The sequence below is a fragment of the Allobosea sp. NPDC055353 genome (genome assembly GCF_053644975.1).
Genome location: NZ_JBSHMC010000002.1, coordinates 576,651 through 590,048, shown reverse-complemented (window position 1 = coordinate 590,048; position 13,398 = coordinate 576,651). Strand labels below are relative to the sequence as shown.

Here is a 13,398-nt window from a genome sequence, read left to right as displayed (position 1 = left end):
TCAGATACGAAAAAGGGCCGCTGATGCGACCCTTTCGTTACACGCCTGCTTCCCGGAGCTGCGTTCCAGGGCTCACGCCCATTCGCGCTGCTTCAGCTTCGCCTCATAGGCGTCGATCTTCGTGCCCTTCTCCATGGTCAGGCCGATATCGTCGAGGCCGTTGAGCAGGCAGTGCTTGCGGAAGGGATCGATATCGAACTTGATCTCGCCGCCGTCCGGACCCTTGATCGTCTGGTTCGCGAGATCGATCGTCAGCGTCGCGTTGGAGCCGCGCGCGGCATCGTCGAACAGCATGTCGAGCTGCTCCGGCGTGACCTTGATCGGCAGGATGCCGTTCTTGAAGCAGTTATTGTAGAAGATGTCGGCGAAGCTGGTGGAGATCACGCAGCGGATGCCGAAATCGAGCAGGGCCCAGGGGGCGTGCTCGCGCGACGAGCCGCAGCCGAAATTGTCGCCGGCGACGAGAATCTCCGCTTTGCGGTAGGCCGGCTGGTTCAGCACGAAATCGGGATTCTCCGAGCCGTCCTCCTTGTAGCGCATCTCCGAGAACAAAGCGGTGCCGAGGCCGGTGCGCTTGATCGTCTTCAGGTACTGCTTGGGGATGATCATGTCGGTGTCGACATTGACCACCTTCATGGGCGCGGGCGTCGAGGTCAGGGTGGTGAAGGGCTGCATGGCGAAGACTCCGATGGGCCTTTTGGCGATGTTCTTGCGATGAAGGGTTTCAGAGCTGCGAGGTCAGCAGCTTGAAGCTGGCGAAGGTGAAGAAGGCGGCGAGGCAGGCCTCGACCTTGCGGCGGATACGGCGGTAGCCCGCGATCATCGATGCCGTCGAAAACAGCACGGCATAGAACTGATTGATCGCGAGCGAGATCAGCATGCAGCCGCCGATGATGGCATAGAGCACGACGGATGGTGTGTCCGGCCGCAGGGCGAGCGCGATGATCGCCGTCCAGCTCAGGATCGCCTTCGGGTTGGTGATGTGCATCAGGTAGCCGCGCAGGAAGGTGCGGCGCCCCGAAGCGGCGGCCTTGACCGGAGGCATCTCGGCGCGCATGGCCGAGCGTGCCGAACGCCAGGCCAGGAACAGCAGATAGAGGCCGCCAACGATCTTGATGGCATAGAGCGCGCCGGGATGAGCCACGATGATGCCGGTGACGCCGATCGCGGCGAGGATGCCCCATGTGAGGGAGCCGGCGGTAACGCCGAGCGCCAGGGTGGAGCCGGCGCTGCGCCCGCGCTCCATCGAGGTCGCCATGACCTGGAGATTGCTCGGGCCGGGGCTTGCGACCGCCAGGATGAAGGCGGAATAGACCAGCATCAGGCCGGGCAGGTTGCGGATCAGTTCGTCGAGCATCGCCTAGCGCTCCGCCGCGGCTTCGATGGCTTCCATGTCCTCGTCGGAGAAGCCGAAATGGTGGCCGATCTCGTGGATCATGACATGGCTGACGATGGCCCCCAGGCTCTCGTCATGCTCGGCCCAGTAGTCGAGGATCGGCCGGCGATAGAGATGGATGGTGTTGGGCATCTGGCCGGTCTGCGGAGCATAGCCCTGCTGCGGCAGGCCGACGCCGCTGAATAGGCCGAGCAGGTCGAAGGGACTCTCCGCCTCCAGCTCCTTGAGCACGTCGTCCTCAGGAAATTCGGTGACGTTGAAGATCACGTCGGAGCAGAGCGCGCGGAATTCCTCCGGCAGGCGGTCGAAGGCGGCCTGGGCCAAAACCTCGAACGCCTCCTGCGACGGCGCCTTGGCCCCGTCCCAGTCGATCTCCGCGGCTTTTACGACCCTCGCGTCCACGGCCTTGCCCATCACCAGATCTTCAATTGGTAGCCGAGCCACCAGGCCAGCACGATGACGCCGAGGAGCGAGAGGGAGCGGCCGATGCGCCGGCCCCAGAGCTCGACCTTGTCGCCCTCAGGCGCATCGGCGCCCGAGAAGTGATCGGCCGCCCGGCCCATTGAGGAGCCGAGCAGGCTTTCGCTGTCGCGCTTGACCCGGTCCAGCGCCGCCTTGGATTCGGCTTCGCGGGGATCGTTCGACATGGTCAGTTCCCCGCTTGTCCGCCTCAGCCCAGCGTGCGGACGTCGACGAAGCGGCCGGTGAGGGCCGCCGCCGCCGCCATCGCCGGCGAGACCAGATGTGTCCTGCCGCGATAGCCCTGACGACCCTCGAAATTGCGGTTCGAGGTCGAGGCGGCGCGCTGGCCGGGCTTGAGCTGATCCGGGTTCATGCCGAGGCACATCGAGCAGCCGGGCTCGCGCCATTCGAAGCCGGCGGCGAGGAAGATCTTGTCGAGCCCCTCGGCCTCGGCCTGCTCCTTCACCAGACCGGAGCCGGGAACGATCATGCCGTAGTCGAGGCTTTCATGGAGCTTCTTGCCCTCGACGATGCGGGCGACGGCGCGCAGATCCTCGATGCGGCCATTGGTGCAGGAGCCGATCCAGATCACGTCGAGCTGGATGTCAGTCATCTTGGTACCGGCGGTCAGGCCCATATACTCGAGCGCGCGCTTCTTCGAGGCGCGCTTGACCTCGTCAGCGATCAGCTCCGGATCAGGCACCGCGCCGGTGACCGAGATCACGTCCTCGGGGCTCGTGCCCCAGGAGACGATCGGCGGCAGGTTGGCGGCGTCGAGGCGGATCACGCGGTCGAAATGCGCGCCCTCGTCGGTGCGCAGCGTCTCCCAGTAGCGGACGGCGGCGTCCCAGGCGGCGCCCTGCGGCGCCTTGGGACGGCCCTTCAGGTAGGCGAAGGACTTCTCGTCCGGCGCGACCATGCCGGCGCGGGCGCCGCCCTCGATCGACATGTTGCAGAGGGTCATGCGGCCTTCCATGGTCAGGCCGCGGATGGCCTCGCCGGCATACTCGATCACCGAGCCGGTGCCGCCGGCGGTGCCGGTCTCGCCGATGATGGCGAGCGTGATGTCCTTGGCGCCGACGCCGGGTGCAGGCGTGCCGTCCACCTGGACGAGCATGTTCATCGCCTTCTTCTGGATCAGCGTCTGGGTGGCGAGCACATGCTCGACCTCCGAGGTGCCGATGCCGTGGGCGAGCGCGCCGAAGGCGCCATGCGTCGAGGTATGCGAGTCGCCGCAGACGATCGTGGTGCCGGGCAGGGTGAAGCCCTGCTCGGGGCCGACGATGTGGACGATGCCCTGACGCTTGTCGAGTTCGTTGAAATACTCGACGCCGAAATCCCGGGCGTTCCTGGCGAGCGCCTCGACCTGGATGCGGCTTTCCTCTTCCGCGATGCCCTTGCTGCGGTCGGTCGTCGGGATGTTGTGGTCGACGACGGCGAGCGTCTTCTCGGGTGCGCGGACCTTGCGGCCGGTCATGCGCAGGCCCTCGAAGGCCTGCGGGCTCGTCACCTCATGGACGAGGTGGCGGTCGATATAGAGCAGGCAGGTGCCGTCCTCCTGCCGGTCGACGACGTGGTCGTCGAAGATCTTGTCGTAGAGGGTGCGGGGTCCGGTGGTCGCAGTCATGGCTTGAGGCCTCGGTCTTCGGAAATCTGCGTGAAGATTGATGCGCCGGCTCGCTTTGGCCGGCACGCAAAAACGGTTCGCCTGTCGCCGGCCGCACGGAGGCGGCCGGTCTCAGGCGCCGGTAAGGCCTGCGGCAATCGAGGCGGTAAAGCGGCCGAAAAAGCGCCATGGCAGCCGGGCATGGTCGTGCAGCGCGGCAAAATCCTGCGTCGTCGGCAGGGGCGGCAGATGGCCCTCTCCCTGCACGACGCTGAAGCGCTGCAAATGATGCTCACACGGCGACATGGCTACTGTTTAGCAGTTCCAATCAAGCCGGACAATCGGCGCCGTTGCAGCTGCGCCATCAGCGTGACGCAGAGGTATCGACGCTGACGACAACGGACATGCCGGGCGCCAGCCGCTCGGCGAGAGGCTGGTCGGGGTCGACGGCGATGCGCACCGGCACGCGCTGCGCGATCTTGATGAAGTTGCCGGTGGCGTTGTCGGGGCGGATGACACTGAACTCCGAGCCGGCTGCCGGTGAGAAACGCTCGATCCTGCCGGTCAGGCGGGCGTGACGCAGGGCATCGACGGTGAAGCTCACCGGCTGGCCGGCGCGCATGCCGGCAAGCTGCGTCTCCTTGAAATTGGCGACGACCCAGACCTGGTTCGGCACCAGCGCCATCAATTGCGTGCCGGCCGAGACATATTGCCCGAGCCGGGCCGAGACTTCGCCGAGCCGCCCGTCCTGCGGGGCGATGATGCGGGTATTGCCGAGGTCGATTTCGGCGAGATGGACGGCGGCCTCGGCGCCCTCGACCGCCGCGACCAGCGACTGGCGGTTGACGATCGCGGTCTGGATGTCCTGCCGGGCGACATCGACGGCGGCATTGGTCGCGGTGATCGCGGCACGGGCCTGGTCGAGCGCCTGCTGGCTCTGGTCGGTCGAGGTCTGGCTGACGACGCCGCGCTCGCGCAACGGTTCGATGCGGCCCCAGTTGGCCTCCGCGGTACGCAAGGCCGCCTCGGCGCTGGCGACATTGGCGACGGCGGCGCGCAGGCGGGCTTCGGCGGCGGCGCGCGACTGGTCGGAATTGGCGAGCCCGGCACGCTGGGCGGCGAGGCCGGCGCGGGCCTGCTCCAGCTTCTGGGCGTAGATGCGGTCGTCGATGCGCAGGAGCAGGTCGCCCCGCTTCACCGTGGCGAAGTCCTGCACCGGCACCTCGGCCACATAGCCCGCGAGCTGCGGCGCGATCACGGTGATCTGGCCGCGGACATAGGCGTTCTCGGTCACCTCGATCGCGCTGGAGAAGGGCGGCAGGCGCCAGGCGTAGAGGATGACGGCGAGGCCGATGAGGCCGATGGCGAGTGCCACATAGGTCGAGACGGAGCGGAGGATGCGGGTCATGGCGGGGCTGGGCGGTCAGGGAGCGGGTTGAACGGCGGGAGGGGCAAGGCGCTTGCGCAGTTGCAGATAGGCGAGGTGGGAGAGGAGGCCGAGCAGCGCGAGGCTCGCGATGGCCGAGATCAGCATGAAGGCGTCGTTATAGGCGAGAACGATGGCCTCCTGAGAGGCCCGCTGGGTGAGCAGCGTCACGCCTTCCGCCCGCAGCAGCGTCGGGTCGGTCAGGACATGGCTATAGATGCCGCCAAACTGGTTGACGCGCTGGGCGAAGAACGGCTCGGACAGGACAAAATGCTCGGCCAGCACGTTGAAATGGAACGTGGTGCGCAACGTGATGAAGGTGCCGAAAAGAGCCGAGCCGAGCAGCCCGCCGATGCTCTGCGTGAACAGGAAGACGGTGATGAAGCTCAGGATATAGATCGGGCCGCGCGCGATCGCGCCGCCCATGCCCTGCGCCATTGCCGCCGGCAGGAAAAGGCCGGAGCCATAGGCGACGAGGGCCTGGCTCAGCCAGATGTCATGCGGACGCGTCTGGCTGGTGGCGCCGCTGTCGAGCCAGGCGCCGAGCGCAACGCAGGCGAGCGCGGTGCCGTAGAACCAGTTCTCCCGGCCGGGCCGCAGCAGCAGCGCGCAGGTCACGCCGCCGGCCAGGATCGCGCAAAGGATCAGGCCGTAAAGCGGCATGGTCTGTTCATTCTGGATGCCGAGTGCCTGAAAGAAATTCGAGGCGCCGACCGTCTGCTCGGCCAGCACGATGCGCATCAGGAGAATGGCGCCGGCGAAATGCAGCGTAGCCGGACTGGTCAGCCAGCGGATGTCGATGAGCGGGCTGTCGCGATGCAATTCGACGATCACCGCCAGCGTCAGGCAGATCACGGCGCAGGCGAAGAGCCAGCCCAGCCAAGGCGCCTCGAACCACCAGTAGATGCGCCCTAGGCTGAGGGCGACGGCGATCGAACCGAAGCCGATCGCGATGAGCAGGTAGCTGACGATGTCGAGGGGGCCGATCCATTTGACGCGCGGCGGCGTGGTCAGCGGCAAGGCGAAGACGAAGCCGAAGGCGACCATGGCGAGGCCCATCTCGAAAAGCGTCAACCCGTGGAAGCCGCCGAGCTCCAGCAGCCAGGGCGAGATCAGGCGCGTCACGGGGATGCCGAGCGTGGTGTTGGTCAGCGCGAGCGACAGGCCGACGGTGAGCTTCTTCTGCGGCGGCAGCGGCTCGATCATGTAGAAGAAGGCGAGCGAGGACATCGGCGCCGCCGCCATGCCGCTCATGAAGCGCACGACCACGGCCGATGGCAGGTCATGGACGAAGGCGAGGTTCAGGAAGGCGGCAAGGACGAAGCCGGCGAGGCTGATCTCGGCGAAATTGCGCAAGCCGTACTGCATCCGGATCTTGATCAGCGCGATCGAGAGCGAGACGTTCGGGGCCATATAGGCGGCGATCAGCCAGTTGGTCTCGGCCAGCGTGGCGCCGAGCTCGCCCTGGATCTGGTAGACATTGGTGTTGACCAGGTTCGCGCCGATCTGCTGGGTCATGGCCAGCGTCACCGAAGCCAGCATATAGGCGAGCGCCCGGGCCGGCGGCATGGTGAGCCCCGTGGGAGCCGGTGCCGGCGCGGCAGGCGCAGCGGTGGTTTCGGGCGCGCTCATGGCGCGGCGTTCCGCCCGGCGGCGATATTGCGCGAGGTGCGGCGCAGGACGTCAAGCGCCGCTTCCATCTCCGCGGGGGCGATGCCCTGCAGGATGCCGGCGCGCAGCTCGGTGAGGAAATTCAGGATGTCCTGCGCCTGGGCCCGGGCGCTTTCGGTCAGGAAGACGCGGCGTGCACGCCTGTCGCCCTCGACGGCGCGGCGCTCGATCATGCCGTTGCGTTCCAGCCCGTCGAGGAGCCGAACCAGCGTCGGCTGCTCGATGTCGAGCAGGCCGGCGAGGTCGGACTGGATCGGGCCGTCATCCCGCGCGAGTTCCATCAGCAGGCGTGCCCGCGACAGGGTCAGGCCCATGCCGCGGGCACGCTCGTCGACAAGCGCTCTCAGCTTGCGGTTGACGGCGGCAAGTTCGCCGGTGAACGCGGCCTGAAGCTGGATGAGGTCCATAGGAGCAACATAAATAGCATGCTAATGATTGTCATACTTATATGCGCTCTTGGCGCATATCAAGCGATAGTAAAGCTGTTTGGTATGCGTTTTAAGAATGACCATTTCGGTCCGCGGGCAATAAAAAACGCGGCCCCGAAGGACCGCGTTCCAATCTTTTTGCGCTGAGGCTTCGGCTTACTTGCCGGCGGCCTTCTGGCCCTTGGCGGGCTTGGCATCGACGCGCTCGGCGATACGGGCCGACTTGCCGCGACGATCGCGCAGGTAATACAGCTTGGCGCGGCGCACCTTGCCCTTGCGGATGACCTTGATCGAATCGAGGTTCGGCGAGAACAGCGGGAAGACGCGCTCGACGCCCTCGCCGTAGGAAATCTTGCGAACGGTGAAGCTCTGGTTGAGGCCGCCGCCGTTGCGGGCGATCACGACGCCTTCATAGGCCTGGACGCGGCTACGCTCGCCTTCCTTGACCTTGACGTTGACCTGCACGGTGTCGCCGGGCTGGAAGGCGGGAATGGCCTTGCCTTCGCTCAGCTTGGCAATCTGCTCGGCGTCGAGCTGTTCGATGATGTTCATGGGTCTCTCCATGGCCGTTGTCGCGTGTGTTCACGCGGGCGTTACGGCGCGCTGTTTTCAGTTGAGTGCGGGGCCTTACAGGAGCGCGGGGAGTTTGTCGAGCGGCAATGCCGGCTTGTTGGCGGCGCTGCCGGCATGCATAGCCTGTGCGGAAGCGACAAGCTACCGGACGAGATGCCATGACCGATCCCGTTATCAAGACCGCCCTCGTGACCGGAGCCGCGCGCGGCATCGGCCTCGCCACCGCCAAGCGCTTCCTGACCGAGGGCTGGCAGGTCGGCCTGCTCGACATAGACGGGGCGGGGCTCGAGCGGGCCGCGGCCGAGATCGCCACGCCGGAGCGGACGCTGGTGCTGACCTGCGACGTGGCCATGCCCGCCCAGCTCGAATCCGCCTTCGCCGGCATGGCCAAGCGCTTCGGACGGCTCGATGCCCTCGTCAACAATGCCGGCACGGCGGTGTTCAAGCCGATGCTCGAAACCAGCCATGACGAATGGCAGCGGGTGCTGGCGGTCAATCTCACCGGGCCGTTCCTGGCGACGCAGCTCGCGGCGCGGGCGATGGCGGACAATGGCGGCGGCGCCGTCGTCAACATCACCTCGATCTCGGGACTGCGCGCCTCGACCCTGCGCGTCGCCTACGGCACCTCGAAGGCCGCGCTCGCCCATCTCACCAAGCAGCAGGCGGTCGAACTCGCGGGGCTGGGCATCCGCGTCAACGCGGTCGCGCCGGGGCCGGTTGAGACGGCGATGGCCAAGGCGGTGCACAGCCCGGAGATCCGGGCGGATTATCGCGATGCCGTCCCGCTCGGCCGCTACGGGCTGGAGGAGGAGCTGGCCGAGGCCATCTTCTTCCTCTGCTCCGACCGGTCGAGCTATATCACCGGGCAGGTCCTGGCCGTCGATGGCGGCTTCGATGCCGCCGGTATCGGGCTCGCGACGCTTCGCGGCGAGCGGCGCAATCTCTGACGGCGGTACTGCAACCAGCTCGCAGCGGCTTCGCGCCACATTTGTCATTCCGGGGCTTCGCGCAGCGAAGAGCCCGGAACCCACGACTGGGCGAGCGGCTGGCAACGCGGCATGAAATGTCCCACCCAGTCGTGGATTCCGGGTTCGCGCCTGTGGCGCGCCCCGGAATGACAAAAGGTGGTGCAGCAGATTCAGTCGGCTGCGGAAAACGTCCCTACCCCATCGCCTCACGCTTCTTCAGCAGCTCGTTGAGCATGTCCTGCTGCTCGCCGAGCCGGTTGGCGAGGGCTTCCTCCACGGCGGCGCCGGAGGCTCCCGTCGCTTGTTCCATCAGCTCGGAGATATTGCGCCGGAGGAGGGCGATGCGCTCGTCCAGGTCCATTTGCGAAGCATTCTCGGGCATCGGCTGTCTCCATGCATCCCTGCGGCCGCTGCGGCGGTCCGCCCATAGAATGTCCGGCGATCCTTCAGGTTCCCCTGCTTCGGAGACGCAGGGAGCGTGAAGGTGCCGGCTCGCTTCTCGTGCGGGCAACCCCGCGGATCTCCCGATGAAATCACGGGTCCCGGCGGAGCGATAGCCGTTCCGATACCGGTGATGGTCCGGGCCTCGCCCGTTCGCCGCGACCGTGCCGATAAAGCGCTTGCGTCCGCTCCCGATCGGCGCGAACCTCTCCTCAACTGCCTCTCCGACGGCCGCCCGACCCCGTCGGGCCCGAGCGACCGCCGCCCATCCGGTGTGAGCGCATTCGCTGTTCCCGCCGGCTTCCACCGCGCCGGAGCCGGGGCCGCTCGAACCTCTCCTCCATCGCGGCCAGCCCCGAAGGAGGAAGTCATGCCTGCATCGGCTCAGAATGGCGGTCCCGCAAACGGCACCCGACGCGCGGGGCCGCGATGCATCGCGATCGTCGGCCCCTTCCAGAGCGGCAAGACCACGCTGCTCGAAAGCATCCTGATGCGATGCGGCGCGCTGACCCGCACCGGCACGGTCAAGGGCGGCAACACGGTCGGCGATGCGGCGCCGGAGGCGCGCGCGCACCAGATGAGCACGGAGCCCACGGTCGCGACCGTCGATTTCCTCGGCGATACCTTCCATTTCATCGACTGCCCCGGCTCGGTCGAGTTCCTGCACGAGATGCGCCATGTGCTGCCGGCAGTGGATGCGGCCGTCGTGGTCTGCGAGGCGGATGACAGGAAGGCGCCAGCGCTGGAGCTCGTGCTGCGCGAGCTGGAGGAGGCCGACATCCCGCGCTTCCTGTTCCTGAACAAGATCGACACGGCTTCGCGCCGGGTGCGCGAGACGCTCGGCATCCTGCAACGGGCCTCGCGGACGCCGCTGCTGCTGCGCCAGATCCCGATCTGGAAGAACGGGATCGCGGTCGGCTTCATCGACCTCGCGCTGGAGCGGGCCTTCATCTATCGCGAGCATGCGCCGAGCGAGATCGTGCCGCTGGCCGTCGACGAGGCGGGCCGCGAGAAGGAAGCGCGGTTCTCGATGCTGGAGCGGCTCGCCGATTACGACGACGACCTGATGGAGGAGCTGCTGGGGGACATGGAACCGCCGCGCGACCGCGTCTTCGACGATCTCGCGCGCGAGTTGCAGCATCGCCATGTCGTGCCGGTGCTGATCGGCGCAGCCGAGCGCGGCAATGGCGTGACGCGGCTGCTCAAGGCGCTCAGGCACGAGGCGCCCGGTCTCGCCGAGACACGCGGGCGCGCCGGCATCCTCGCCGAGGGACCGCCGCTCGCCCAGGTGATGAAGACCTGGCATTCGAGCCAGGGTGGCAAGGTCTCGCTGGCGCGGGTGATGCGCGGGCGGCTGGCGGAGGGCGATGTCGTGACCTCGTCCGGCGGGGCGGAAGCCCGTATCGCCGGTGTCCTCGCCCTTAAGGGAGCGGAGCAGAGCCGAAAGCCTGCGGCGGAGGAGGGCGAGGTCGCCGGCTTCGCGAAGCTCGACGGCATCGCGACAGGCGAGGCCTTCATGCTCGGCAAGACGCGGGCGAGCGTGGTCAGCGCGGTCGCGCCGCCCGAGGCCGTCCATGCCTTCGCCATCGCGGTGAAGGACCGCAAGGACGATGTCAGGCTGGCGGCGGCCTTGCAGCGCCTGACCGAGGAAGACACCGCGCTCGCGGTGACTCAGGTGCCGGAACTCGGCGAAACCCGGTTGTCGGGCCAGGGCGAGATGCATCTGCGCGTGGCGCTCGAAAAGCTCGCCGGCCGCTATGGCGTGACGGTGACGAGCAAGGCGCCGCAGGTCGGTTATCGCGAGACGATCCGCGGCCAGGCGGGAGCGCGGGGCCGGCATCGCAAGCAGAGCGGCGGCCATGGCCAGTATGGCGACGTGGTGATCGAGGTCGCGCCGCTGCCGCGCGGGGAGGGCATCCAGTTCGTCGACAAGATCACCGGCGGTGTCGTGCCGCGCCAGTATATCGGCTCGGTCGAGGCCGGCATGCGCGATTTCTGCGAGAAGGGGCCGCTGGGCTTCCCGATCGTCGATGTCGCGGTCGCCTTGACGGACGGCTCGTATCACACCGTCGATTCCTCGGACATGGCGTTCCGGCAGGCGGCGCGGCTGGCGATGAGCGAGGCGATGCCGCAGGCCAAGCCGGTGCTGCTCGAGCCGATCCTGTCGGTCGATGTGGTCATCCCTTCCGAGGCGATGTCGCGGGCCTCGGCGCTGATCTCGGGCCGGCGCGGGCAGATCCTCGGTTACGATACCCGCGCGGGCTGGCGCGGCTGGGACCAGATCAAGGCGCTGGTGCCGGAAGCCGAGATGACCGGCCTGATCGTCGAGTTGCGCTCGGCCACCTCGGGCGTCGGCTCGTTCAGCGCGCGCTTCGATCATCTGGCGGAACTCGCCGGCAAGCCGGCCGAGGCGGTGGTTTCCGCGCAGGCGCTGACCCTCGCGCAAGCGCGCTGATTCTGCCTTGGACCCACCCTTCGCTCCGGGAGCCGTCATTCGGCTCCCGGTTTGGGCTTGATTTCATGCAGGGCGAACTGTTTAGATGTAAACATTCCACGGTCGATGGCGGTCGGCGCTTGCGCTGCCGGCCGCTGTTCCGCACTGTACGATCATGAAAATGCACCGGAACCCGCCGTGAGGCGGCCAACCGGGCAACTGGAGGGAACGATGACTGCGACCGGCGCCACGCAGGCCAGGAATGCCTCGCGCCCGTGGCTCGCGCATTATCCGCCGGCCGTGCCGCCCGAACTCGACGAAGCGAAGATCGGGACGCTGGCTGACCTGATCGGCTCCGCTTGTTCCACCCATGCCGATCGGCCGGCGTTCGAGAGCTTCGGCAAGGCGATCACCTTCGCCGAGACGCGCCGCGCCGCTGAGTCCTTCGCCGGCTGGCTGCAGGCGCAGGGCCTGAAGAAGGGCGATCGTGTCGCCCTGATGATGCCGAACATCCTGGCCTATCCGGCAGCGATCTTCGGCGTGCTGCTCGGCGGCTTTACCGTCGTCAACGTCAATCCGCTCTACACCGCGCGTGAGCTGACGCACCAGATCAACGATGCCGGGGCGCGGGTGCTCGTGGTGATCGAGAACTTCGCCCATGTCGTCGAGGAAGCGAAGCCGAACCTGAAGCTCGACGCCATCGTCATCGCCACGGCCGGCGACCTGATGGGCTTCAAGGGCAAGATCGTCAATTTCGTCGCGCGCCGGGTCAAGAAGGTGGTGAAGCCTTACGATCTTCCCGGCTCCATCGGTTTTCAGCAGATCCTGCACGGCGGTGCCCGGATGACGCCGGTGACGGTCGTGCCTGAGGATGTCGCCTTCCTGCAATATACCGGCGGCACGACCGGCGTCGCCAAGGGCGCGACGCTGACGCATCGCAACGTCGCCGCCAACGTCCAGCAGGCTGGTCTCTGGCTCGAATGGATGCTGGAGCCGCCGCTCGGCCGCAGCGACTACCAGCACGTCATGGTGACGGCGCTGCCGCTCTACCACATCTTCGCGCTGACCTGCTGCTGCATGTTCCTGCTGCGTATCGGCGCCAAGAGCCTGCTGATCGCCAATCCGCGCGACATACCCGGCTTCATCAAGACGCTGAAGGCGAGCCGCTTCACGCTCTTCTCGGGGGTCAACACGCTCTACAATGCGCTCGCCAACCATCCCGAGATCAAGGAAGTCGACTTCTCCGAGATGCGCTTCGCGGTTGCCGGCGGCATGGCGACGCAGGCCGCGGTCGCCAAGCAGTGGAAGGCCGTGACCGGGCGCCCGATCATCGAGGGCTACGGCCTGTCGGAGACCTCGCCCGTCGCCACCATCAACCGGCCCGATATCACGGAGTTCAGTGGTACGATCGGCTATCCGATTCCCTCGACCGAGATCGCGATCCGCGACGCCGAGGGCAACGACATGCCGCTCGGCGAGGCCGGCGAGATCTGCATTCGCGGGCCGCAGGTGATGGCGGGCTACTGGAACCGCCCGGACGAGACCGCCAAGGCGATGACCGCCGACGGCTATTTCCGCAGCGGCGACGTCGGTATCATGCTGCCGGACGGGCAGACCAGGGTGGTCGACCGGATGAAGGACATGGTGCTGGTCTCCGGCTTCAACGTCTATCCTAACGAGGTCGAGGACGTGCTGGCCTCGCATCCCGGCGTGCTGGAATCGGCCGTCATCGGCCTGCCCGACGAGCATTCCGGCGAGGCTGTCACCGCCTTCGTCGTCCGCAAGGATCCGACCCTGACGACGGATGCGCTGCGGGCCTACTGCAAGGAGAACCTCACCGGCTACAAGGTGCCCAGGCAGATCTTCTTCCGCGAGAGCCTGCCGAAGACCAATGTCGGCAAGGTGCTGCGCCGGGCGCTGCGCGAGGAGGTCGTCGCCAGGCACTGACGCTGGGCGACGGTCGACAGCCGGTCGGGCAACGTGCCATCTCTTG

The 13,398-nt window shown here is 67.0% G+C and carries 14 protein-coding genes; 3 read left to right on the top strand and 11 right to left on the bottom strand.

Annotated elements, in window-relative coordinates; all coding sequences use genetic code 11:
* Positions 1–72 precede the first annotated feature (72 nt).
* From leuD to rplS, 10 genes are all read right to left on the bottom strand, one after another.
* Positions 73–675: a 3-isopropylmalate dehydratase small subunit gene (leuD, locus tag ACWIEX_RS16150; protein ID WP_454034027.1), complete on the bottom strand. Its 603-nt coding sequence runs from the start codon at positions 673–675 to the stop codon at positions 73–75.
* Between the two features lie 49 nt (positions 676–724).
* On the bottom strand, positions 725–1,357 hold the full coding sequence (locus ACWIEX_RS16145; protein ID WP_454034026.1) for a LysE family translocator: 633 nt from the start codon (positions 1,355–1,357) through the stop codon (positions 725–727).
* Positions 1,358–1,360: 3 nt separating this feature from the next.
* Entirely contained in the window at positions 1,361–1,810 is a 450-nt protein-coding gene (locus ACWIEX_RS16140) for a metallopeptidase family protein (protein WP_454034025.1), read from the bottom strand.
* Positions 1,810–2,043, bottom strand: a complete 234-nt coding sequence (locus ACWIEX_RS16135) for a hypothetical protein (protein ID WP_454034024.1) — start codon at positions 2,041–2,043, stop codon at positions 1,810–1,812. The genes ACWIEX_RS16140 and ACWIEX_RS16135 overlap by 1 nt, the downstream gene beginning before the upstream one ends.
* Before the next feature lie 23 nt (positions 2,044–2,066).
* Positions 2,067–3,485, bottom strand: a complete 1,419-nt coding sequence (leuC, locus tag ACWIEX_RS16130) for a 3-isopropylmalate dehydratase large subunit (protein WP_454034023.1) — start codon at positions 3,483–3,485, stop codon at positions 2,067–2,069.
* 111 nt (positions 3,486–3,596) lie between these two features.
* On the bottom strand, positions 3,597–3,749 hold the full coding sequence (locus ACWIEX_RS16125; RefSeq protein ID WP_156407152.1) for a hypothetical protein: 153 nt from the start codon (positions 3,747–3,749) through the stop codon (positions 3,597–3,599).
* 79 nt (positions 3,750–3,828) lie between these two features.
* Positions 3,829–4,872, bottom strand: a complete 1,044-nt coding sequence (locus ACWIEX_RS16120; protein WP_454034022.1) for an HlyD family secretion protein — start codon at positions 4,870–4,872, stop codon at positions 3,829–3,831.
* 15 nt (positions 4,873–4,887) lie between these two features.
* Positions 4,888–6,522, bottom strand: coding sequence for an efflux MFS transporter permease (locus ACWIEX_RS16115; RefSeq protein ID WP_454034021.1), 1,635 nt, complete (start codon positions 6,520–6,522; stop codon positions 4,888–4,890).
* Positions 6,519–6,968, bottom strand: a complete 450-nt coding sequence (locus ACWIEX_RS16110) for a MarR family winged helix-turn-helix transcriptional regulator (RefSeq protein ID WP_454034020.1) — start codon at positions 6,966–6,968, stop codon at positions 6,519–6,521. The genes ACWIEX_RS16115 and ACWIEX_RS16110 overlap by 4 nt, the downstream gene beginning before the upstream one ends.
* A gap of 177 nt (positions 6,969–7,145) precedes the next feature.
* Complete coding sequence (gene rplS / locus ACWIEX_RS16105) at positions 7,146–7,541, bottom strand: 50S ribosomal protein L19 (protein ID WP_091856317.1); 396 nt, start codon at positions 7,539–7,541, stop codon at positions 7,146–7,148.
* Between the two features lie 179 nt (positions 7,542–7,720).
* Here rplS and ACWIEX_RS16100 point away from each other — a divergent pair, with 179 nt between their 5' ends.
* Positions 7,721–8,509 (top strand): SDR family NAD(P)-dependent oxidoreductase, encoded by a 789-nt coding sequence (locus ACWIEX_RS16100; protein ID WP_454034019.1) that lies wholly within the window; start codon positions 7,721–7,723, stop codon positions 8,507–8,509.
* 214 nt (positions 8,510–8,723) lie between these two features.
* Here the strand turns inward: ACWIEX_RS16100 and ACWIEX_RS16095 are convergent, their stop codons facing one another.
* Entirely contained in the window at positions 8,724–8,912 is a 189-nt protein-coding gene (locus ACWIEX_RS16095) for a hypothetical protein (protein WP_061969378.1), read from the bottom strand.
* A 429-nt stretch (positions 8,913–9,341) separates the two neighbouring features.
* Between ACWIEX_RS16095 and ACWIEX_RS16090 the strand changes: the two genes are divergently transcribed.
* Together ACWIEX_RS16090 and ACWIEX_RS16085 are read left to right on the top strand one after the other, a co-directional pair.
* Entirely contained in the window at positions 9,342–11,426 is a 2,085-nt protein-coding gene (locus ACWIEX_RS16090) for an elongation factor G (RefSeq protein WP_454034018.1), read from the top strand.
* A gap of 210 nt (positions 11,427–11,636) precedes the next feature.
* Positions 11,637–13,352 carry an AMP-binding protein gene (locus ACWIEX_RS16085; RefSeq protein ID WP_454034017.1) on the top strand — a complete coding sequence of 572 codons (1,716 nt, stop codon included), beginning with the start codon at positions 11,637–11,639 and terminating at the stop codon, positions 13,350–13,352.
* The last annotated feature ends 46 nt before the right edge of the window (positions 13,353–13,398 follow it).